The organism is Desulfogranum aggregans (assembly GCF_055398265.1).
The window spans coordinates 2,913,510-2,937,218 of the sequence record NZ_AP042447.1; the positions used below are offsets into that span (position 1 = coordinate 2,913,510).

17 protein-coding genes are annotated in these 23,709 nt (G+C 56.7%); 16 read left to right on the forward strand and 1 reads right to left on the reverse strand.

The features are described from left to right. Positions 1 to 3 precede the first annotated feature (3 nt). From ACZ52Z_RS12805 to ACZ52Z_RS12850, 10 genes are all read left to right on the forward strand, one after another. Positions 4 to 1,140: a phage late control D family protein gene (locus tag ACZ52Z_RS12805; RefSeq protein ID WP_464267173.1), complete on the forward strand. Its 1,137-nt coding sequence runs from the start codon at positions 4 to 6 to the stop codon at positions 1,138 to 1,140. An 81-nt stretch (positions 1,141 to 1,221) separates the two neighbouring features. Continuing rightward, positions 1,222 to 1,725, forward strand: a complete 504-nt coding sequence (locus ACZ52Z_RS12810; RefSeq protein ID WP_464267174.1) for a phage baseplate assembly protein V — start codon at positions 1,222 to 1,224, stop codon at positions 1,723 to 1,725. 65 nt (positions 1,726 to 1,790) lie between these two features. Further along, on the forward strand, positions 1,791 to 2,111 hold the full coding sequence (locus ACZ52Z_RS12815) for a hypothetical protein (RefSeq protein ID WP_464267175.1): 321 nt from the start codon (positions 1,791 to 1,793) through the stop codon (positions 2,109 to 2,111). Positions 2,112 to 2,120: 9 nt separating this feature from the next. After that, positions 2,121 to 2,477 (forward strand): GPW/gp25 family protein, encoded by a 357-nt coding sequence (locus tag ACZ52Z_RS12820; RefSeq protein ID WP_464267176.1) that lies wholly within the window; start codon positions 2,121 to 2,123, stop codon positions 2,475 to 2,477. 3 nt (positions 2,478 to 2,480) lie between these two features. Continuing rightward, a complete protein-coding gene (locus ACZ52Z_RS12825; RefSeq protein ID WP_464267177.1) occupies positions 2,481 to 5,003 on the forward strand; it encodes a putative baseplate assembly protein in 2,523 nt (840 codons plus the stop codon). After that, entirely contained in the window at positions 5,000 to 7,657 is a 2,658-nt protein-coding gene (locus ACZ52Z_RS12830; protein ID WP_464267178.1) for a putative baseplate assembly protein, read from the forward strand. Before ACZ52Z_RS12825 ends, ACZ52Z_RS12830 begins: the two co-directional genes overlap by 4 nt. After that, on the forward strand, positions 7,654 to 9,759 hold the full coding sequence (locus tag ACZ52Z_RS12835; protein WP_464267179.1) for a hypothetical protein: 2,106 nt from the start codon (positions 7,654 to 7,656) through the stop codon (positions 9,757 to 9,759). The genes ACZ52Z_RS12830 and ACZ52Z_RS12835 overlap by 4 nt, the downstream gene beginning before the upstream one ends. Before the next feature lie 82 nt (positions 9,760 to 9,841). Further along, a complete protein-coding gene (locus ACZ52Z_RS12840) occupies positions 9,842 to 13,555 on the forward strand; it encodes a DUF6519 domain-containing protein (protein WP_464267180.1) in 3,714 nt (1,237 codons plus the stop codon). Between the two features lie 21 nt (positions 13,556 to 13,576). Further along, positions 13,577 to 14,170, forward strand: coding sequence for a hypothetical protein (locus tag ACZ52Z_RS12845; protein WP_464267181.1), 594 nt, complete (start codon positions 13,577 to 13,579; stop codon positions 14,168 to 14,170). Positions 14,171 to 14,323: 153 nt separating this feature from the next. Further along, the gene (locus tag ACZ52Z_RS12850) at positions 14,324 to 15,415 is read left to right on the forward strand and encodes an ADP-ribosylglycohydrolase family protein (protein WP_464267182.1); all 1,092 of its coding nucleotides are present in this window, start codon (positions 14,324 to 14,326) and stop codon (positions 15,413 to 15,415) included. Between the two features lie 133 nt (positions 15,416 to 15,548). Here ACZ52Z_RS12850 and ACZ52Z_RS12855 read toward each other — a convergent pair whose 3' ends face one another. Then, the gene (locus tag ACZ52Z_RS12855; protein ID WP_464267183.1) at positions 15,549 to 15,743 is read right to left on the reverse strand and encodes a hypothetical protein; all 195 of its coding nucleotides are present in this window, start codon (positions 15,741 to 15,743) and stop codon (positions 15,549 to 15,551) included. A 318-nt stretch (positions 15,744 to 16,061) separates the two neighbouring features. On the opposite strand from ACZ52Z_RS12855, the gene ACZ52Z_RS12860 reads away from it, so the two are divergent. From ACZ52Z_RS12860 to ACZ52Z_RS12885, 6 genes are all read left to right on the forward strand, one after another. Continuing rightward, positions 16,062 to 17,786: an ABC1 kinase family protein gene (locus tag ACZ52Z_RS12860; RefSeq protein WP_464267184.1), complete on the forward strand. Its 1,725-nt coding sequence runs from the start codon at positions 16,062 to 16,064 to the stop codon at positions 17,784 to 17,786. 124 nt (positions 17,787 to 17,910) lie between these two features. Beyond that, complete coding sequence (locus ACZ52Z_RS12865; protein WP_464267185.1) at positions 17,911 to 19,851, forward strand: lytic transglycosylase domain-containing protein; 1,941 nt, start codon at positions 17,911 to 17,913, stop codon at positions 19,849 to 19,851. Between the two features lie 202 nt (positions 19,852 to 20,053). Further along, positions 20,054 to 20,905 (forward strand): DUF4437 domain-containing protein, encoded by an 852-nt coding sequence (locus ACZ52Z_RS12870; protein WP_464267186.1) that lies wholly within the window; start codon positions 20,054 to 20,056, stop codon positions 20,903 to 20,905. 256 nt (positions 20,906 to 21,161) lie between these two features. Next, positions 21,162 to 21,659: a phosphatase PAP2 family protein gene (locus ACZ52Z_RS12875; RefSeq protein WP_464267187.1), complete on the forward strand. Its 498-nt coding sequence runs from the start codon at positions 21,162 to 21,164 to the stop codon at positions 21,657 to 21,659. Beyond that, entirely contained in the window at positions 21,649 to 22,038 is a 390-nt protein-coding gene (locus ACZ52Z_RS12880; RefSeq protein ID WP_464267188.1) for a diacylglycerol kinase, read from the forward strand. Before ACZ52Z_RS12875 ends, ACZ52Z_RS12880 begins: the two co-directional genes overlap by 11 nt. 59 nt (positions 22,039 to 22,097) lie before the next feature. After that, the gene (locus ACZ52Z_RS12885; RefSeq protein WP_464267189.1) at positions 22,098 to 23,678 is read left to right on the forward strand and encodes an MFS transporter; all 1,581 of its coding nucleotides are present in this window, start codon (positions 22,098 to 22,100) and stop codon (positions 23,676 to 23,678) included. The last annotated feature ends 31 nt before the right edge of the window (positions 23,679 to 23,709 follow it).

Sequence of the window (23,709 nt, forward strand, 5' to 3'; positions counted from 1 at the left end):
GACATGTCCCTCTTCGGCACCACCTTCACCCTGCTGGTCGGGCCGAGTGTCCCGCTGCCCGCACCGCCGACCCTGCTGGAAACCCTTGAACGGGTTGAAGTCACCCTCAGCGATGAGGGGCGGTCCGGTTTTCAGATGATCTTCAGGGTCGGCCGGTCCCCGTCGGATATGCTTGAGTATCAGGCACTGGCGATCCCGCTCCTGCGACCTTTCAACCGGGTGATCATGGTTGTGACTTTCAATGCCCTGCCCCATGTGCTGTTTGACGGAGTGATCACCAGCCAGCAGCTTTCTCCGGGACGGGAGCCGGGCGAAGGGCGCCTTACCCTCACCGGCGAGGACCTCAGCGTGATGATGGACCTTGAAGAGGTCTCTGTCGAGCATCCGGCGCAGCCGGAAACGGTTATCGCTTTAAAGATTATCGCCACCTACGCCAGATACGGTTTGATCCCGATGGTTATTCCTCCCCCTTCTCTCGACGTTCCGCTGCCCATCGAACGCACACCGGTGCAGCAGGGAACCGACCTGGCCTACCTCCAGCAGATGGCCCAGAGATATGCCTACACCTTTTATGTGGAGGCAGGGCCGGCGCCGCTGACCAGCAAGGCCTACTGGGGGCCACCTGTCCGTGTCGGTGCACCGCAGCGGGCACTTACAACAGGCATGGGTTCCGCCGACAACGTCCTCGAACTCAATTTTCACAACAATGGACTCGGTCCGCAGCAGGTAGAGGGGCAGGTGCAGGATCGTACCACCAATGCTTCCCTGCCGGTGCGAACCTTTGCCTCAACCAGGATTCCCCTGGTGACGCAACCGGCGTGGCTGACCCAGTCGCATACCCGACGAAGGGCCTTTCGCACCTCGAGCGCCTCGGCAGTACAGGCATTCAGCCAGGCACAGGCGGAAATGGACCGATCGCAGGATGATGTGGTTACTGCCAGCGGCACCCTGGATGCACTCCAATACGAAGCCCTGCTCAGGCCGCGAGGACTGGTGGGACTTCGCGGCGCGGGATACAGCTACGACGGCCTCTATTATGTTCAGCAGGTGTCCCACACGATTGAACAGGGAAGATACCAGCAACGATTCAACCTCGAAAGGGAGGGACTTGGCGCAATAACCCCGGTGGTAACGCCGTAAGCGGTGCCGCCGGAGGAGCAGGAAGAAGAGGGAACCGACCATGCACCAGCAATAAGGAAAATGAAGCACCCGGAGTAGATCATGCCCCAATTTTTCGGCAAATATCGCGGCACAGTCGTCAACAACATCGATCCTTTGCAAACCGGCCGCGTGCAGATAAGCTGTCCCGCTGTTCTCGGCAGCGGGACCCTGAGCTGGGCCATGCCCAACGTACCGCTCTCCGGGACACAGAGCGGCATTTACTGCGTCCCCATCGTTGGCGCCAAGGTGTGGGTCGAGTTTGAGGGCGGGGATCCTGATTACCCCATCTACAGCGGCGGGTTCTGGGGCAATGCATCAGAGGTACCGCCCCTGGCGCTTTCCGGACTTCCGGCTTCACCCAGCATTGTCCTGCAGACTTCCGGACAGAACACCATTTCTATCAGCGACGTTCCCGGAGCCGGCGGGTTGCTGCTGCGGGCGGCCTCCGGAGCGATGATCACCATCAACGAAACCGGTATCACCATTTCCAATGGCCAGGGAGCAATGATCACCCTGACCGGTCCTACCGTGGACATTAATGGAGGTGCTCTGACAATCACCTGAAGCAATAAAGAGGCCTCTACCGTTTGGCAGGGTCCGGCAACGGCCCTGCAGGGAGTAAAAACAACATGCCTGGATTGGTAACCCACGTCGGAGCAACTATCACCTGCGCCCATGGCGGCCAGGCGAGCCCAACCGCACCCAACCCGCGGGTCATGGTAAGCGGCCAGCCGGTGGTGACCATTACGGCACCGCATTTGATTGCCGGATGTCCGTTTTTTTCCGGGACCAACCCGCTGCCCTGCGTCACCGGACAGTGGCTCACCGGTTCCACCCGTGTATTGGCCGGGGGACAGCCGCTGGTCATCAACACCAGCCAGTCGATCTGTACCCCGAATGGGACCCCAATGATGATCCTGGTCACCCAAACCCGGGTCACAGCGACCTGAGGTATGACTATGCATATCGCTTACCCGTACCATATTGACGGCAAAGGGCGTACCGCCACCGCAACTGAACCGCGCCACGTTCACCAGATGATCGAGCAACTGCTCTTCACCTCCCCCGGGGAGCGGGTGAACCGACCAGAATTCGGTACCGGGATCATGCAGCTGGTCTTTGCCCCGAACAGCCAGGAGCTGGCAACGGCCACCGAATTCATGATCCAAAGTGCGATTCAGCAGTACCTGGGAGATGTGATAAAGCCCGAAGAGGTCTCGGCAACCAGCCGCGACTCCACGCTGACCATCACCGTGCGCTATATCATGCTCAAGACGCAGCAGCGTCAAACAGCACAATTTTCCAGAGAGATATGACCCATGGCCCTTCAATATTTCTGTGATAACCCGTTTAGAGCCCAGCGCCTGCGTACTGATCCTGCCATTTCCCTCAACGGCATCGATTACCTTGAGGTCCTGGATCAGGAGTCTCCGGTTGAAACGCTGAGGCAGCGAACCCTCATGGTCCGGCTTTTCCGGTCGGTACCTTCCACCCTGGTTGCCGGTAACGTGCGCATTACAGGCGGGGTACGCATCACTCCCATTGCTGTCGAGTGGATCGGCGTCGCCGGCCAGGCAGCCGCTCTGGAGGCTGCCGGTCTCATCAATGGTGATGAACGGACCTATTTCAGCAGCCTCAGTGATCCTGATCAGGTCCTGCTGATACGAACCGACAGTGATGGAGACTACTCCCCCTATACCCTCTCGCTGATTGCCTCGCCAACGGCCACTGAACCGCCGCCCGGTTTCGACCCCATTCTTTCAACAGTGGAATTTTCTTTCAAAGCGGAATGCCCCACCCTCTTTGACTGTCGGAAAAAGCAATCATGCCCGCCGGAGCCATTTCCAGCCCCGGTGATCAATTATCTGGCCAAGGACTATGCCACCTTTCGTCAACTGCTGCTTGACCGCATGGCGGTCACCCTCCCCCGCTGGAAAGAAAGCCATATACCAGACCTCAACATGGCTCTGGTGGAGTTGCTGGCCTATACGGGTGACTACCTCAGCTATTACCAGGACAGCGTCGCCACCGAAGCCTACCTGAATACAGCCAGACGCCGGACCTCCCTGCGCCGTCATGCACGGCTGCTCAACTATCCCATGCACGATGGCTGCAACGCACGCACCTGGGTCTTTTTTACCGCTGATGCCGGGGTCAATGCCACATCACTGGCTGCACCGACAACCCTTGCCCAGCAGCCGGTGCGCCTCCTGACGCGAATGCCTTCGGAGCCACGAACTCTCAAGGAAGCTGATCTGGAACGATTGATCAGTGAGCAGGCTCCCACGGTGTTCGAACTGCAGCAGACAGTGGTGCTCTACCATGCGCACAACTCCATTTCCTTGTACACCTGGGGCGACGAGGCCTGCTGCCTCCCCACCGGTGCCACCCGAGCAACACTGCGCAGCAGCACCGATGCGGACAAAATGCTCCATCTCGCTGCCGGGGACGTGCTGCTTTTTGAAGAAGTACGCAGCCCGAAAAACGGGCTGGCAGCTGACGCCAACCCTTCGCACCGACAGGCCGTACGACTGACCCTGGTCGAACCCACCCTTGATCCGCTGGATGGCACCCCTGTGGTCAACATTGCCTGGGACCTGGCCGATGCGCTGACCTTTCCGCTCTGCCTGTCCGTTCGCCTGGGGACCACTCTGGTAAGCGATGTATCCGTGGCACGGGGCAACATGGGGTTGGCCGACCACGGTCAACGGGTACCCCAAGAGCACCTGCCGCCCCAAAAGGGCCTCCGCCACTACCGTCCCCTGCTGGCGGCAACCAATGTCACCATGAGGGAGCCCATTGATCACCGCCGGCCTGCAGCCCGAATGCTCGACCAGGACCCGGCAGCCGCCTTACCGGTGATCGAACTCACCGGTGACGGCGAGAATTGGCTGCCGCAGCGCGACCTGCTGGACAGCGACCGCTTTGCCCCCCATTTTGTTGCCGAGAGCGAAGAGGATGGTCGTGTCTATCTCCGTTTCGGGGATAAAGAACACTATGGTTTGTCCCCGTCCACGGATGCGTTCTCTCAGGGCGACAATGGCGCGCTCTACCGGGTTGGCAGCGGCCCGGAGGGTAATATCGGGGCTGACACGCTCTTTCATCTCATCGGATTTGATACCAGCGGAGTCGTCGGGGTGCGCAACCCGCTGCCGGCGGCTGGCGGCACTGAACGGCAATCGAGAAATTCAGTTCGCCACGCTGCTCCGCAGGCCTTTCGACGGCAGGAACGGGCGGTGACGGCTTCGGACTATGCAGCGGTAGCCACCCGCCATTCTTCTGTGCAGCGTGCGGAGGCCACCCGCCGCTGGACCGGGAGCTGGTATACGACCTTTGTGACCGTTGACCCGTTGGGAGGAGAACCGGCTACCGACAGCTTCGAACACGATATCCGGCTGCACCTGGAAAAATACCGTTTGACCGGTCATGACCTGGAAATCGACCTGCCCCAGCTCGTTCCACTGGACATCCGCATGACCGTCTGCGTTCAGCCGGAGTATTTTCGGTCCGACGTGGAGTCGCAGCTGCTCCAGGTGTTCAGCTCGCGAACAGCCCCAGACGGTCAAAAGGGCTTTTTTCATCCTGACAACTTTACTTTTGGCCAATCAGTGTACCTCAGCGAGGTCATCGCTACCGCCATGGAGGTCACCGGGGTGCAGTGGGTTGATATACTGCCTCATCCTGAAAAGGATCATCGCTTTCAGCGCTGGGGCAAAACCGCCAACGAGGAAATTGCCCTTGGCCGGATTGCCATGTCTCGCCTGGAGGTCGCCCAATTGGAGAATGACCCCAGCCGTCCGGAAAATGGCTGCATCATCCTGTATATGGAAGGTGGACAATGAGCGGAAAAACCGAACTCAACAACTGCGGATGCTGCGCATCGCAGGAGAAAAAAAACCAATTGCACAATCGCCCCGGGCTTAAGCGGCTTGACTATCGAATCGACGTGTACGGTTCGTTTTTCCAGCGCATGCTTTCGCGCCTGAGTACAGAGGAAATCCCTGACGGTGACCTTACTGGACAGCGTCCCCTGGGAGAACTCACCACCAGGGAAACCGATGATTTCAGCATTGGCCTGCTTGATGCCTGGGCCACGGTGAGTGATGTGCTGACCTTCTACCAGGAGCGGATTGCCAATGAGGGCTTCCTGCGCACGGCCACTGAACGGCTGTCGGTTCTGGAGCTGGCACGCGCCATCGGCTATGAACTAGAGCCCGGTGTAGCGGCAGAAACCTACCTGGTGTTTACCGTGGACGAAAGCGAGTCAACGCCACCAACCATCGAAATTCCGCTCGGAACCAAGGTTCAAAGCCTCCCGCAGAAGCAGGATGAGCTGCCGCAGACCTTTGAAACCGGCAAAGCCTTTATCGCCAGGCCGGCCTGGAACCGCTTCCTCCCCCGGCAACGCAGTGCCCAGCACCTTTCCCCGTCCACGACCACCATCCTCTTTGAGGGGATCGCGACCAACCTGCAGACCGGCGACCACCTGCTGCTGGTCGGGACCGAAAAACAAGCTAATCACGACAGTCCGGTCTGGGATGTACGACGCGTTCTTTCCGTGTCCACTGATCCTGCCGCAAACCAGACCTCGGTAAGCGTGCCAGTTAGCAGCAGGAAGGAGTTTCCAACCGCACCAAAGGTATACGCCTTTCGCGAGCAGGCAGCGATCTTTGGCCACAATGCGGTGGCCTGGGCGCCGCTTTCCGATCAAATAAAAACAGACTACCTCGGGCACGCTCCCGATCCGGGTGAACGACAGGAGTGGCCGCGATACTCTATTTTTGTACCCGGCAGCACCCAGATGAAACAGCTCAAGCAGTTAACCAAGGACAGCGGAGCCCCCCTGAGTGCGGCAACGGCTCGTGAACAGGCAGAATTGGCCATCATCACCGCTGCAGAAAAAAAACCGGGTATGATCAAGGTGGTCTCCGACACCATTGATCTGGACAACCGATACAGTGCCATCGTTGCCGGCAGTTGGCTCCTCTTTGCCACCGGCTCCAAGCAAGAACTCTACTCTGTTGACAGTGTAGCAGAAACCTCCCGGGCGGAATACCTGATTTCGGCAAAGGTCACCCGTCTGCAGCTCGATGGCCCCAGCCTGTCGGACTATGCAAAGGCGGTCCGGGAGTTAACCGTTTACGCGGCCCCGGAAGAACTTACCCTGGCCGAGGTCGCCATTCCTACCATGGTTTCCGGCACCGAACTGGTTGTCGACAGCAGTCTGCCCGCCCTGTTGCCGGAGCAGCCGCTGGTGGTCTCCGGGACAACCGGCACAGAGGAACAAACCGTCGCAGAAACAGTGGTGGTCAAAACCTTTCAGCAGAGCGGCAATCACAGCACCATTACCCTGAAAAAAAGTTTGAGCCGCAGTTACCTCCGCAGCAGCGTGGAAATATTCGGCAACGTGGTTCCGGCTACCCATGGCGAGACCACCGCCGAAGAAGTACTGGGAAACGGCAGCGGTGCAGCCGCCCACCAGTCCTTTATCCTCAAGCAGGCCCCCCTGACCTATACGGCCGCTCCGACGGACAGCGGAGGGCAGACCAGCCTGACCGTCCGCGTTGATGACATCGCCTGGAAAGAGGCCGACTCCCTCTACCTGCAACCGCCGACAGCCAAAGTATATACCGTACGCCGCGACAACCAGGGCAGAAGCCATATACATTTTGGCGATGGCCGGATGGGCGCCCGGCTGCCCACCGGAATGGAGAACATCAGCGCCACCTATCGCAGTGGAACCGGTCAGGCCGGGGAGGTGGCCGCCGGTACCCTTACGCTGCTGAAGACCAAACCCTACGGGGTGAAAGGGGTTGTTAATCCGGTTGCCGCCGACGGCGCAGAAGACCCTGAGCAGCTGGAATCCGCCCGAAGCAATGCTCCCATGACGGTCCGTACCCTTGACCGGGTTGTTTCCCGATGGGACTATGAGGATTTTGCTGCAACCTTTTCCGGGATCGGCAAAGCGCAGGCGCTTCCTCTCTGGGATGGTTCCCGGGAGATAATGCACATCACCGTGGCTGATCCCACCGGCGCGCCGCTCAGCTCGGAAAAGATAGATCTCCTGACCACAGCGCTTGAGCGGGTACGCGATCCGCTGTGCCAGGTCATTGTTGAAAACTTTCTCCCCAAAACGTTCAGCCTCTCGGCACGGATTACTGTTACCGAAAACTCCAGCTGGACGACAGTGCAGGCTGCGATGCAGGCATTGCTCCTGAACAGGTTCTCCTTTGCCGGACGCCAATTCGGGCAAACGGTCAGCGCAGCGGAGATCATGACCGCCCTCCATGAAGTCCAGGGGGTGACCGCCGTTGATCTCGACCAGCTGTTTATGAACCAGGCCGGACAGGATTACACCCTGAACAGTGTGCTCGGACCCGGCATTGCGACCTACAATCGGGATTCCACCGCTGCACTGCTGGCCGATCGCATTACCCCTGCCGGCCTGCTGACCATTGCCTCGAATGGCATTGACCTGAAGGAGTATGCGCTATGAGTTGGGCCAACCAGGAACGCCTCTACACCCTGCTTCCAGCCATTTACCGCCTGCGTGATCATCGTCAGGGCGAGCCGTTGCGGGCCCTGTTGTCGATCATTCAAAACGAGATGGAAACCCTGGAAAGCGATATCGACGGCCTTTATGCCAACTGGTTCATCGAGACCACCGCAGAATGGCTGATCCCGTACATCGGTGACCTTTTGGGGGTACGCAACCTCCATACCATCGACAGTGCCGGTATCTACAGCCTGCGGGCCTACGTGGCCAATACCCTTCGCTACAGACAGGGAAAAGGCACCCCGGCAGTGCTGGAACAACTGGCCGACGACATCACCGGATGGGAGGCGCGGGTGGTAGAATTTTTTCAGCTGTTGGCCACCACCCAGCATCTCAATCACCTGCGTCGGCACAACCTGCGCACCCCTGATCTGCGTCGGGCCAACGCACTGGAACTGCTCGATTCACCGTTTGACGCGACAGCTCATACGGCTGAGGTTCGCCGTATCCGAACCCGCCAGGGTCGGTATGCCATCTCCCATGTCGGTCTTTTCCTCTGGCGCCTGCAGAGCTATCCTCTTCAGCACCTTTCTCCGCGCCCTGCCGGCGGGCGACGTTTTCGACTCAACCCTCTGGGACTGGACGTACCCCTTTTCAACCGTCCGGAACGGGAACCCTCCATACGGCACCTGGCTACTGAACGCAATGTGCCTCAAGCCATTCGAAGACGAGCCATAGCCGAAGAGAAGTCAGCTTACCTTGGTCATGTGGAACCGGCTGCCGAATTTTTCTTCAGTGGCAATCAGTTAACCAGTGAGCAGATCAAGATCTGTCACCTGGAATCCTGGGACGATCCCGGCTGGACGCCGCCAACACCAAAGGGGCAGGAAAAAGTGGCTCTCGACCCTGTGAACGGCCGGTTTGTAATCCTCCCCGGAACCCCGGTACCCGACCAGGGAAGCCTGGAGGTTTCCACCACCTACGGGTTCAGTGCTGATGTGGGCGGCGGCCCCTACAACCGCAACCTGACCATGGAACAATCCGTGGAAGGCAAATGGACCGCCCGGGTCAGTCAGGACGGCAGTGGTGATTTTTCCACTCTGCAGGCAGCAGTAGCAGCCTGGAACGCTGCAGCCGCTGCCTCGGCCAACGGCCTGGAGGGGGTTATCGCCATCACCGATAACCTGACCTATAGCGAAGAGCTCACCGGAGGTGACTCCATCCTTCTGCCGGCTCATTGCCGGTTGCTCCTGACCTCTGCCCGTCCTTTCGGCCCGGCCAATGTTCGCCTGGACGCCAATGGAGCCCGGGCGCATCTTCAAGGTAACCTGACCATAGATGGCACCGCTCCCCCATCCTCGACCCATCCCGGATCGATCACCGTGGATGGACTGCTGATTGAAGGAGAGGTCCGGATCCGTCAGGGCAACCTGGGCGAATGCAACCTGATCCATACCACCGTGCTGCCGGGAACAGATGCCCTTACGGCGCCATCGAGCAGTAATCCGCGGCTCCATGTTCGTCTCCACCGCAGTATCTGCGGCAGCATTCGTCTGGCAGCAACTGTTCCCTACCTGACCATCGAAGAATCGATCATCGACGGGGACACCGGTCCGGATATTATTGCTCCCGGTGCTGAGGTATCGATCACCCGCTCCACTCTTTTCGGGGCTGATGACGACCTGACCACTCCTGCCCTTGGCCGGCTGGAAGCCAGTGAGTCGATTTTCATGGGCCGCCTACATGTAGAGCGGCGACAACAGGGATGCGTGCGCTTTTGCTCGCTGCCCCACCAGTCGAGAACACCTCGCCGCTACCGCTGCCAACCAGATCTGGCACTGGACGGAGAGACCTCAGCCACCGTCCGGACCGCGCTTCGTCACCGGCTGCGCCCGGATTTCACAAGTACGCTCTATGGCCATCCCGGTTATGCACAGCTCTCCCGCAGCTGCGCCGTTGAAATCAGGACCGGTGCTGAAGACGGTTCGGAAATGGGGGTGTTTTCTTTTCTTAAGCAACCGCAAAGGGAGTCGAACCTGTGGGCCGCCCTCGAAGAATACCTTCCGTTCGGCCTGGAGGCGGGACTGTTTTTTGTTAATTAAAACGCTCTGCCAACAAGGCTGGTGGAAGAGAGTACGGACGGATTTACAACATATCACTCAGAGTCCCTAACGGAGGACAAATATGAAAGGCGATTTTTCACGCAATACCTTTCGCAAACAGGACCATTACAGTCGCGTCCTGCAGCAACAGGGACGGGTACAACTTGATGCCGACTGGAATGAACTCAATGATATATGGCTGCATCGCTCCCGTACCACCCGTTATGACGTGATAGGACCGGCATGCGGCCCGGAAAACGATGCGGGGTTTGAAATCACCGCCGCAGGAGAAGGGCTGTTCATCAGCCCAGGCCGCTATTATGTGCACGGTATGCTTGTTGAGCTGGATTCCGAGGATGGGGCACCGGTCAGCTATACAGAACAGATAGATTACCCAAGCGCAACACTTCCCACTGCCCCTGGCAGATACCGGGCGGTTCTTGATGTCTGGGAACGACACCTCACTGCCCTGGAACAACCCTACATCCGCGAGGTGGCACTGGGAGGCCCGGATACGGCGACCAGGACCAGGGTGATTGCCCAGGTCAAATTGATTGCCGCCGAACCGGATGAGGCATGTGAGGCCTTTTCTGCCGGACCGCACTCCCCGGGAGGCGATGCTCGCGGTCTGCTCAGTGCCCGCTCCAATATCGAGGACAAAGATCCAAACCCCTGCGTGGTCCCTCCGAGTGCCGGTTACCGGCGGCTTGAAAATCAGTTGTACCGGGTAGAAATCCATGATCAAGGCAAGGTGGGTTCAGCCACCTATAAGTGGAGCAGGGAAAACGGCTCCATTGTCAGCCGCATCGTCTCCCGTGATGGCGACAATCTGGTCATTGACCCGCCCGGACGGGATGAAAATCTCGGCTACCATGGAACCAACTGGATTGAAATTACCGATGGCCAAAAAGAGCTGGCCGGCGAGGCAGGAGTTATGGTGCAGTTGGCCAGTGCGGTGGGCAACGTCCTGACCGTTGACCCGACGACCCTCGACGGGGCTGCTACCCTCGCCGCTGCCGTGGACTCGCTGGATCCGGCAAGCCGCAAGGTCAGGCGCTGGGAGTCTGCGGCAACCCCGATAACCACCGGCTCTTTCATCACCCTGGAAGAAGGGGTGCAGGTGCAGTTCAAAGCCCCTGGAAAGGGATATCGTACCGGGGATTACTGGATTATCCCGGCACGCACCAATACCGGAGATGTGGAGTGGCCCGAGGACGAGCTCAATCTTCCCCTGCCCGTGCCCCCTCGCGGAATCGACCACTTTCTGGCCCCACTGGCCTTGTTGACGTTAACGCCCCAGGGCAACTGGACGGACATCGACGACTGCCGCTGCCTGTTCCCGCCGCTTTCGGACCTGCCCGATCAAGGTTGCTGCTGCTGTACAGCGACCGTTGGCGACGGCTCCTACTCGACCGGCGACTTTACCGACATTCAGCAGGCTATCAATGTCCTGCTGGAACAAACGGGCGGCAAACAACCGGTAGAGATCTGTCTGCTGCCGGGAGTGTACCGGTTAAAGAAATCACTCCGGGTCGAAAATATGCAGTTGACCATTCGCGGCTGCGGCGAACAAAGCCGGATCATCGGGCCCAGCGGTTCGCCGGCGCTGCGTGCAAAGCAGAGTTCCATTACCCTCAAGACCATGGCTGTCAAGGGGACTGCACCTGCCGGGGCCATTGTTTTCAGCGAATGCGTGGAAAGCGGGGTGATGGAGTGCATGATCGAAAACAGCCCATCTCTGCGCATCCAGGACGACCGGAGGCCGATCGATCGCAATCGGAGGCCGATTGATGGAGACCGGAGACCGATAACGCCGGTCACTGGTAATATGGCTGCTGTCGACATCGATGCGTACGGTCAGGAGCTGATCAAGCGCCGCCTTGAACGGTATATCGCAATAGACAGCGAAATACCCCCGTTGCCTGACAGCCAGTATCCAGCAGTGGTTATCCGGCAAGCACGAGCAATAGAGGTCTGCGGCAGCGAACTCGCCGGTTTCCCCTCGCTCATACTCCAGGCACGCGAGGCGACCATATGCCGCAACCGGATGCGGGAGGGCGGTACCTGGGTGCAGGATGGCTCAATGTTCATCACCATGGAAGACAACCTGGTGCTGCAGGGGGACGGTCCGGGCATCCTCCTGGGAGGAGTGATGAACAAAAAACAGCTGACCAAAAAATCAGCTGGAGTAAGCATGATAACCATTGCCCGCAACCATATCCTGCTGATGGGGGACAGCGGCATTGCCTCGGGCACGGAACTGGACGATCTTGCCGGTCTGGGCGACCTGGAAGACATCCGGATCATCGCCAACCGCATTGAAGGTTGCGGCCGCAACCCCCTGGACGCCATGGATGGGGAGGGCGTGGGAGGAATCGTTCTGAAAAACGGTGCACAACTCATGATCCAGGACAATATTATCTGTCGCAACGGTTCCCGGCGACAACCAGCCAGCGGCATCCTCATAGAGGACAGCGAGACCGTTTCCATTCATGATAACACTGTTCAGGATAACGGCTCCGAGGCTGCCGTCACCAGAACATGCGTTGATTTTCGGGAACGGGACGATGACGGCGGGGAGGTTGCGCTTGTAGAACAGGCAATGCGCTTTGAAAATTTCAAAGCGGAGAACGGCGTGCTCTGGCGGATTGAATCCAATGTAATGCATATCAACAGGGGGTCAGGCATGCGATGCCAGGCCGGAATGCGCATCACCCTGAGCAAACCGGCCGACCTCCTTGATCTGCTGCTTATCGGCGGTGAAGCCCGCATTCGCGTTCTGGATGCCGCTGGCAATGAATTGGAAAGCATGGTCAATACCCCGCCGGTCAATGTGCAGACACCCCGCGCTGTGCCCTTTCGCCAGGGTGGCATGACGGTGGTGGAGATTGCTCCAGCCGAACGGCTCTGGCTCCAGCAGGTGTGTACCGGGGGCGCGGTCGGGTATCAGGCCGGCATTGCCGCCCTGTTTGTTCATGGAGAAGATTTCCGACCGCCGGAGGATAACTCACCCTTTTATACCCAGGAACCTGGACGTTCAGCCCTGGTTGTCCAGGGAAATACGGTGGTTACTCCGGCAGGACAGGCCCTATGGGTTGTCGGTACCGGCCAGATGCTGATCAACGATAATGAACTGATCAGTCGCAATGTCTATGCCCAACCGGTGCCGGAGGCAGATGCTGAGGAGGGACTTGATGCCTTCTGGCTCAACATCGCTCAGGCGGGCAGGTGCGCTTCGGTGATCAATCTGGGCATTGCTCTGGAATTCTCCGACCTGCTGGTGAATGCGGACTTTGCCGCCCAGACGGAAACGCTTTTCACGGCAGACCTTAACCCAGTATCCGGCACCTCCCGGGAAATCCCTCCGGGGCTGGTGCAGTTCAATGACAATCAGGTGCTGTTCTACACCGGCACAGGGGAAAGATCCATCGTGCTTCCAAGCTGCCTGGTCCTCTCCTTTGACGATGTCTCTTTCCAGGATAACCAGGTTCGCTCGGATGTAGGCAACGGCCTTCAGGTTGTGGATGCCATGGTGCTCGCCGCCACCACCCGGGTCAGCAACAACCGATTCAGTGAAACCTTTACCGGCGCCTTTGCCTCACTGGTGAGTTTTGCGATGATGAATACAACCGTCGGCAATATCGCCACCCACTGTATTTTCGCCTTTGCACGACCCGGCAATCTGCTGGCTGCGGCCAATCAGGTAGCCATCACGCAGAATTGCCCACAAAATGCAGCGGGCGTTGCAGCCCATGTGCCGAAGATGCAAGCAATCGACCTGACAAACGGGAAATAGTAACTGGAGGAGAGCAAACTCATGGCGACCACAACCACTTCCGAACAACTCCAGGCGATGCTGGGGAACCTGCTCGTTACTGCGGAAAAAAGTCAACAGACAGGCTATCAGCTTCTTGCCAGGCGAAAAGCTGCCAAAGCTGTTCGCCGCAAGGCTGTGGCTGAACGATTGGCCGCATCGCTTGAGCCAGACGATCCTCGACTCCAACTGGCCACTCTGCAGGCAGGAAAAACCAGTGAAACAGCAGCCGCCCTCAAGCAACGAATAACCCGCCTCAAAAAAAGACCGAAAGTCGGCGAAAACGACTGGATGGTTGCCGGCAACGTGCGTTTCGCCAACGGACGCGCCGGCGGCGGCCTGACTGTCCTGGTCACCCAGAAGGAGACCGACAGGGATGGGCCGCTCGGGAAAACCACTACCGACGCCTTTGGCGACTTTTTTCTGCTCTATGACACCTGCTGCGTAGACGATGAACGCGGAAAAAAACTGCCCCAGGTGTATGTTCTCATCATGGATGCAACCGGGAAGGTGCTGGCCAAAAGCACTGCCCCCCTGCCGGTAACCGCAGGTAAAACCCACTACGTACAGGTAGTGATTCCAAGAGAGAAAATCTGAAGGGAAAGGCTCGCGGATTGAGAAGGCAAAAAAAGAACCTGCTTTCAGCTGCACATACCTATCAGGTTCCCACTCCCTTGTAGAGACGGCCAGGAGACTTATGGTGTAGCAAGAGATGCCTGTTTTTTGCCGCCACCAGCCCAGGAGACTCCCATGGCCCGTACAACTTTTCAGGATAGAGCGCAAGGCGCCTTGCTCGGAGCCTTTATCGGCGACGCATTGGCCCTTGGCCCCCACTGGTACTATGACCTTGCAGAACTCCGTCGCGACTACGGAGAGTGGATCGACGGCTACACAGACCCCCAACCTGGCCGGTACCATGAGGGGTACCACGCTGGTCAACTCTCCCAGGCAGGGTTTATCCTTCAATTACTGGCGCAGTCACTGGTCAACAAGGGAGAGTACGATCACGGCACTTTCTGCCTGCAGTTAGAGGAAAAGCTTTTTGCTCTCCTGGACGGCACGCCATACAGCGGTCCCGGTGGCTATACCAGTCAGTCTATTCGTGAGGCGTGGAAAAAACGGGAGCTGGAAAAAGCATCCTGGGAACAGACCGGCGGCAATGCCGATACAACCGAGGCCATAGAACGCACCCTCGCCCTGGCGGTCCGTTACGCAAAACAACCAGCAGAGCTGGCACACACCATTGTCAGCAACACCCTGCTTACGCAGACTGACGACCTGGTGGTTTCCATGACCGTTGCCTACGGGGCAGTACTTGGGCAGCTACTGCTCGGCCACCCCTTTGACCCCTCCATAGGCGAGACCTTGATGCAGCTGGTGAAACGCGGCGACCTGCCTTTCCACGCCATAACCGAGAACAATCTCCAGCCTCCCGGCAGGGGGAATCAGGAACGGTCGCGGTCAGGTATTTTCGCCTCTCCCGACCCTTTGCTCACCCCTTCATTCATTGCCACCGCCGCTGCTGACCCTGCCGTTTCCATTGATCCGGCCTGGAAAGTTTCGCTGGTTTACGGCATGCCGTGTGCCATATATCACATCCTGCCTGCTGCCTATTACCTGGCGGCGCGCTTTACCGACGACTTTGAGTCCGCGGTCCTGCATGCGATCAATGGCGGCGGACAGAACCAGGCCAGGGCTATGCTTACTGGGGCTCTCTGCGGAGCCCAGGCGGGACTGAGCGGCATTCCCCATCGTTTTATCGACGGTCTCGAACAGGGGGAAGAGCTACTTGCCTTGGCAGCGCAGTTGGCGCAGCAGGCTGATGCCGATGTACCTGAATGATGTGCATGACCTGAGGGGCTCATAGGCGGCAGCCAGCTGGTCCTGGTGCCCTTGGAAAGGGTGGGCAGCACGAGCTGTCACCATTTGTTCTGCCGGCGATGTCTGTCCCCCCTTGCCTGAAAAGGCGACCAGGTCAGCGTCGGTTGACATTACACGACTGCACCCGGCTGATAATACTGCTGAGGTAGGAAAAAAATTGCCTGGCCTGCTCATCCGCCGGTTCTGCTTTTCGCCGCCCTTCATACTGCATGAACAATTCGATCAAAACCTGTTGGTACTCCTCAGGCTCCAGGTCGCCAAGTATCACCCATAACTCGTTTTCATTCATCCTTGTCCTCCTTTTTCGGGCCGTTGCTGCGGTTCTGCGTAATATATGATGTTACAGGCACAGCATACAAACCCCGTTGCGGGACCGTCAATCACCATATCTGCTCTGCCCTTACCTCCGAATAGTTTCAGTCAGAGAGCTCAGTGCCCGTGCCCTGCTGCTCTCCATTCCGGTCCACACCTTACCAAACGGTGGCCGAGGAACTATACTAACAGAAGAGTCTGACCGCATGGCCACTGGCGCTGCCCTATCGGCGCTGAAAACCCTCCTGCATCCGTCACGGATTCAGGTACATTGTAAGGACGTCCTCTGCAGACTGTGAAGACACAACCTCACATAGACCGCAAACGATTCAAGACCGTCCGAAACTTTTTCCTCCGCACCTTTCTGCACATTCTCTTCTGGGATATCTTCATGAACAGGCCGGTGTTTCGCCTGTTTCGAAGCCGGCCCTCCGGCCGTTGGCAGAAAATCAGCCGTAATTTTCGTCTCCTGGCAATTGATATGGGCGGAGTGTTGATCAAGCTCGGACAGTTTCTCAGCGTACGGGTCGACCTCCTGCCTTCAGAGGTCATCCAGGAACTGGTCGGCCTCCGCGATGAACTCCCCTCCGCGCCGCTTGAGGAGCTTATTCCACAGATTGAAGAAGATTTTAACCGTCCGGTTGATGCCCTGTTTGCCTGGATTGACCCGGAACCGCTCGGTGCAGCGTCCATCGGTCAGGTGCACCTGGCCCGTCTTGCCGAAACCGACGAAGAAGTGGTCATTAAAGTGCTGCGACCAGGTATTGATATACTGGTTGAGACCGATCTTGCCGCTCTTGCCATCGCAATCCGTTGGCTCAAACATTACACAAAGATTACTGCACGGGTGAATCTGGACTGGCTGATCGAGGAGTTCACCACTGTTACCCGCAATGAACTCGACCTGACAGCCGAAGGAAAAAACGCTGAAACATTTGCCAGCGACTTTGCCCATGAGCCGCAGGTCTATATACCCAAGATCTATTGGGACTATTGCGCAGACCACACCTTAACCATGGAAAATGTCGGGTATATAAAAATTGCCGACAGCAGTGCCATGGAGCAGGCGGGTATCAACCCGAAAACAGTCGCCAAAAAACTGTATAACGTCTACCTGCATCAGATTTTCAGCACCCATTTTATCCATGCCGATCCCCATCCTGGCAATATTTTTATCCGCCCGCTGCCCACCGAACAAGAACGCCTTGCAGGCCACCCAGCCTTTGGCCCGGGCGATTCTGCCCCTTTTGCCCCTGAACGTTCATACCAGATTGCTTTTGTCGATTTCGGCATGGTGACCAAAATCCCCAAACGCCTGCGCCAGGCGCTGCGGGAATACGCCATCGGGGTAGGCAGCGGCGATGCCCGCCGCATTGTACAGTCGTATGTCAGCGCCGGCACCCTGCTGCCCGGTGCCGATCTCCAACGGCTGGAGGAAGTCCACCAGCGCCTGATCGACAAGTTCTGGGGGGCTGATATAAGCGCCATGAAAGACATGGCCCTCAGCGAGGCAGGGACCATGATGCGGGAGTACCGCGACCTGATTTACGACGCTCCGTTCCAGCTGCAGGTGGATATGCTCTTTGCGGTTCGCGCCATCGCCATACTCTCGGGCATCGCCACTCAACTCGACGAAAAATTCGATCCCTGGCAGGAAATAATCCCCTTTGCCGAACGGCTGGCGACTGCTGAGCTGGCAGGCAACTGGCAGCAGTACTTCAACGAGTTACTTGTGCTCGGTCAGGCGCTCTACAAACTGCCACAACGGTTCGAAGCCATCGTTCGAAAGGCTGAACGCGACGAACTCAGTATCCAGACCACCCTCAGTAAAGACAGCCGTACCATACTCCTCCGGCTCAACAGGTCGATTCACCGCCTGTCCTGGACCATTATGGCAGCAGCAGTGATGATCAGCGGTGTGCTGCTTGGGGGGCAGTACGATAGCCCTGCCGCTCCCCTTGCCGGGACAGGGATCGCTGTGTTGCTCTTTCTTGTGGGCAGCTGGCGAGGTAAAAGGTAATGTCCACGCAATGCTATCGTTTTCTGATGATGGTTGCAATTGCACCGCCTGAATATTACTCATAAGGCTGTGAGAGAGTATGCACGCAACCTGGACCCGAGACCGCCCACCCACAGGGTCACGGGTGAAAAATTCCACGCCACCGACCACAAGCCACTTTATTACTCCTCCTGCCCTCGCCATGAACATACTGAAAATTATCAACACGACCCTGACCATGTTCACCCTTTTGTTTCTCGCACTCACAGCAGCCCGGGCAGACATGCAGACGGTGTCCCTCCCCATCACCATTGACTACCCGCTGCTGAGACAACTGTTGGTCACTCGTGCCTTTACCGAGACCGGGGAATCGGCAACCCTTGTTCATGAAGCCGGAGGATGCATTCACCTGCGGTTGGCAACGCCGCAAATAAGCCAAAAGGAGGGTACCATACGGGTCGAAATTCGTATTGATTCCCAGACAGGGGTTCCCTTTGGTGAATCCTGCTTTACCCCGATGCGGCTCCAGGGATATGTGGTCCTGTATCAACAGCCGATCATTAACCCTGATACCTGGCAACTTTCTTTCACCACGGTTCGATCCGAACTGCTTGACGCTGAACGGAACCCGGCCAAAGTTGCGGGCATGGTCTGGAAATTTGCAGAGCCCTATATCACATCCTACCTCGAGGGCATCAGCATCGACCTGATGCCGCCTGTTGCAGATATCAAAACCTTTCTTTTCCCGCTTTTCCCTCCTGACAAAGAGCAACAGGTGAAAGCCATGCTCAAGTCCATGCGGCCGGGAACCATAGAGGTAGAGCCTGATGCCCTTTATCTTCCGGTTCTTGCCGATGTGACCAGTGTTTACGCCCCCCATGAAGAACGCTTGCAGGTGGAGTCGCAGAAACAAACGCTGGAACAGACCGTTGCCCTTTGGGAGCAGTGGGATGAACTGCTGGTGTTCCTGATCACCAGGTTAGCCGGAGAGGCGCTGAGCGAAGAAGAAAAAGAAGTGCTGGTTGGCGTCCTGCTGGAAACCAGGCATCGTTTTGTATCGGAACTCGCCGATGCATCGATTCAACACGACATTGTCAGGAAGCAATTTCTCTCTGCATGGCATGATTTGGCTCCCATTTTCCGTCGACATTTCCTGCAGCAGGGCGATGCCAGTGGCATATTGGGGTATCTCGCCTTTTTTTCTTCGGCCGACGCGTTGATGGTCATGGATAGACTTGGGCCAACCTTTGGGGTGGAGATCAGTACCGCCGGCTTGGTACGGCTGATGGAGATGCTGCATGGGAACGCCAGCCTGCTCCAATACCGAATGCAGCCCAATACCGACCTTCAGGAACTATTTCAGATAGAGCCGCTGCACGACCTCCCGCAACAGGACCCTCTGCCCCAGGAGGAGCCCCCTCCAGCTACCAGCGGTTGGATTCGGAGCATACTTGAAACCTTGGCTGTCTCCAGTGCACATGCAGGCACCAGGGATAACTCAATGCAACAGATACTGCGCTGGAAGGTACCGCAGACCAATGTGGATGAGTATATCCAACGGATAGAGCGGGTGCTCGCAACCGCTACCACCGCAACCCTGGTCAAAGGCCATGTTCCTGAATCACGGCAGACCATGTTCAAGCAACTCATCCAGGCAATGGCGTGGCAGGAAAGTTGTTTTCGTCAGTTTGTCGTCAAGGACAGCAAGCTGACCTATCTTCTCTCGTACAACCGTAGCTCGGTCGGCCTGATGCAGGTGAATGAAAGGGTCTGGCGGGGATTGTACGACCTGCATCGTCTACGTTGGGATATCCGTTACAATGCTGCTGCGGGAAGTGAGATAGCCGCCCTCTACCTCAAACGCTACGCCATGCGCGAAGAGATCCGTAAGAAAAAACTGGATGATCCGACAATGGCTCGTCTTCTGTATGCCATGTATAACGGTGGTCCTTCCCAGCGAACCAAGTTCCTCAAGCGCCTCGCTGCAGGGTCCCTTTATGAAAGCGATAAACTGTTTTGGGAAAAAATGCAGATGGTTCGCAACGGAGAGGTGCACAAGGTGAGTCTGTGCCTGACAGGTCGGTAAGCCCTTCTGCCATCCAGCATCCTGCACCATCCAGCTGCATGGTGTTGGTGTTGATGCACGATACACACCCAGAGGCGCAGGAGAAGCGAGGCCAGTCTCAAAACAGAAATAATTCCAGGAGAGTAATTTGCTGATGCCGGGTTAGACGTCCTGTCTTATCGTTTTTATCTCAAGGAAAACAGCAAAAAAATTGAGGAAGACAATGAACGCATTTCAGGTAGTTGCATTAGCAGTTCTCTTCGCTACCAGCACCAGCAGAGTGGTTGCCGCCGAGGCAGCCAAAGAGGTAGTATTGAAGTCTGAAGTTACGTGGGATCACCTTAACCCCAAGCGCGGTGATCTTGCTCCCAAGGCCGGCACCCTCTGGGGAGATCGAAATGGGAATGAGCCGACAGGATTTCTTCTCCGACCGCCTGAAGACTTCCAGTCTCCTCCCCATATACACAATATCTCTTACCGCGGTGTAGTTATTCAGGGCGTCATCCATAACGACGACCCCGGTGCTGCCAAGATGTGGATGCCCGCCGGTTCATTCTGGACGCAGCCCAAAGGAGAAGTGCACATCACTTCTGCCATGAAGAAGGGCAGCCTGGCGTATATAGAAATTGAGGAAGGACCATACCTCGTTCTACCAAAAGAGGAAGCGTTTGACAGCGGAGAGCGGCCTGTTAATGTGGACAGGTCAAACATTGTATGGCTGGACGCCTCAGACACTCTCCGGATCGCCACGCAAGAAGAAGCAGACCATGCCAACGGCCCGCAGATTGCCTACCTCTGGGGAGATACCGGGCCAGGTGAAATGAATGGAACATTTCTTAAGCTGCCTGCCGGGTTCACCGGAAAAATCATGAGTGCCGGATCAGTTTTTCGAGCTGTAGTCATTAAGGGACTGCCACAGTATACCGTGAGCAAAACAGATATGAAGACCCTGGAGCCCGGGAGCTATTTCAGCTCAATGGGCGGTACCGCAGCGCATCAGATTGCCTCAACAATCAGGGAGGAGACTCTCCTCTATGTACGCACCAACGGTACGTACAAGGTGACGAGGGAATAACCCAATAAAATGATGAGGTTTATGGTACAGGCAAGAGGCTGCACGGACTGGCGCGGTCTTTGCTCATGCACCGGTGACCGTGATCATCTCTGTACATGCACAAATCGACTCAACCTGTCGTTATTTGTTCGGATCTGCAATAGAGCACCATAAGACAACAGCCAACAAATACCTCTATTCCATGTTGGAGGCGCCTCCCCGACAATAACGTCAGCAAGGCGCCTCTGATGAAATAGCTCTTCCATTCAATTGCCCTATGGATATCTTCTTTTTATGCGTAACCTGGTTTGGGTCAATTCTTGTCCTCTTTCCTGGTGCGCTCCTTATCATTGCCCTGTTCTGGAGGGTGTTCTCCCTTGCCGATGTATGCCTTATCCTGGGCGGCATACTTGGCTCATCCTTGATTACCCATCTCATAAAACTAGTTTTTTCCAGGCCGCGGCCGTCCGTTGTCCAGGATATGATTGTCAATATGCCCAAGGACTTCTCCTTTCCCAGCGCCCATACCGCGCAGGCCACCTCCTTATTTGTTGCCCTTGCGCTGATTACAACCCGATATATGCCGATGAAAGCAGGCATTGCAGCCTGGTCGCTATCCGGGCTCATCATCTTTACGGTAGGTTATTCGCGCATTTACCTGAAAGTACACTATGTCTCCGACGTCATTGTCGGGGCCGTTGTCGGAGCCAGCTGGGTATATATGCTTCACTGGCTCATTCCTCTTTTCATAACAGGCGGAATAGATGCGAAATAAATTTTTAGGTACCGGTGACACCGGCTATCATCCAGTCAGAAAGATACGAATAATTTTTTCCGGACTCAAATACGCCATTCGATATGATCTGAGTGTCACCTATAAGCTCATACTTTCCACGGTTGTGTTGCTGATCTTCTTTTTCTTCCGACAATGGGTCGACTTTCTCCTTCTCGCGGCCGCTACAGCCCTCATGCTCCAGGCCGAATTGTTTAATAGCGCCATAGAAGCCATCTGCGATTTCATTACCACCAAGGAAAGCCATAAGGTCAAAGTCATAAAAGACATCTCAGCTGCAGCCGCAGGCATCTGCATACTTTTCTGGGGCGTAATACTCGTGCTCGAATCCTGGAGAGTATTGCGGCTGATACTGGCATAACGCACACACACGCAGCATCAATGCGGGATTGAACAGAATGCTCATCGGACTGAACCGCTGTGAAAAGCCTCAGTAGACACACCCTCTTCCTCAGCCTGATCCAACGCGTGGGAAGATGGTTTCGAGATGATGTCCTCGGCATCATCCAGGATATGCGTTGGAGCTACATCCCTCCCTTAATGATCTACCTCGCCGCCGGAGTTTCCGGGTTTACCGGGATAATCGAAAGCTTCTATGTAAAGGAAGAACTGGGCTTCTCAGCTGAATTCCTTGCGGGATTGGGTTTTTGGGTTGGATTGCCATGGGCTTTGAAAATGCCTCTCGGGCATCTGGTCGATCTGTTCTGGAGCTATAAAGCTCCCTTTGTCTATCTCGGGGCGACACTCATGGCAGCGAGCCTTCTCATTATGATCGGCCTCACCGGTCACCCTGGGTTCATGACAGGAATGCTGCAGGCAGAGCAGTGGTATGTTCTCGCCAGCCTCCTGGCACCAATAGGTTTCGTGCTTCAGGACGTGGTAGCCGATGCCATGACAGTCGAGGCTGTGCCGACGCATGACTCAAGCGGCGAGGAAATAGCAGAGGATGAAATACAGCGCATGCATATTACCATGCAGACGCTTGGCCGAATCGCAATTATTGGCGGGAGTGCCCTGGTCGCAGGTCTAGGGGGATGGCTGGCAATGACCTTGTCTTACCAGGTCATGTACCAGTACGCCCTTATCATTCCGGTCATCTCCATTCTGGGAGTGTCCCTTGGCGACATAGCTCAGCGGGTACGCCGGCGCCGGCTTCATGACCTGGGTGTTGATGCAATGAATGTTTCCGGTCCTGAGGAGGAGCTACCCCCCAACTGGTACATCCTCGGCGGCAGCTGTGCCTTTATCCTGCTCAGCCTGGTGCTTGGCCTATCTGAATTTGCGTTAAAGAAAGAAGCCATTTTCCTCGGTTCACTCGGGGTGATCAGTTATCTGATGCACGTCATCCTCAAGGACCTGGACAGGGAAAAGCGAACCGAGATTATAGGAATCGCGATTATTGTCTTTGCCTTTCGCGCCATGCCCGGTTTTGGTGCAGGTGCGAGCTGGTGGCAGATTGACGTGCTTGGATTCAACGAGGCGTTTTTCGGTACCCTTCGCCAAATTTCATCATTGCTGGTCATTGCCGGCCTGTTCTGCCTGAGAGGCTGGATGAGTCGGCATCCCATACCCTACCTCATCATCTTCCTCTCCATCTACAACAGCATAATGCAGCTACCCTATGTGGGTATGTTTTACGGACTCCATGAGTGGACGGCCGAGCACCTGGGCTTTGGCGCCAGGACCATAGCCATTATCGATACCATGGCCGATTCCCCGCTGGGACAGGTTGCAATGGTACCCATGCTGGCCTGGATAGCCAGAGAGGCTCCAGCCAACCAGAAAGCGACCTACTTTGCAGTTATGGCGGCCTTCACCAACCTTGCCTTGTCCGCCTCTCAACTCGCCACAGCCTACGCCAATAAACTGTTCCTTATTGAGCGGGGGGCTTACAACCAACTTGGCGCTCTGCTCATCACCGTAACTCTTTTGAGCCTGATGGTCCCAACTGCAACGGTTCTGCTTGTGCAGGCAGTCAAGAGCAAAAGGGCGAAAGAATAGGGATGATGCAGCAGTTGGATTTCAGCCAGTC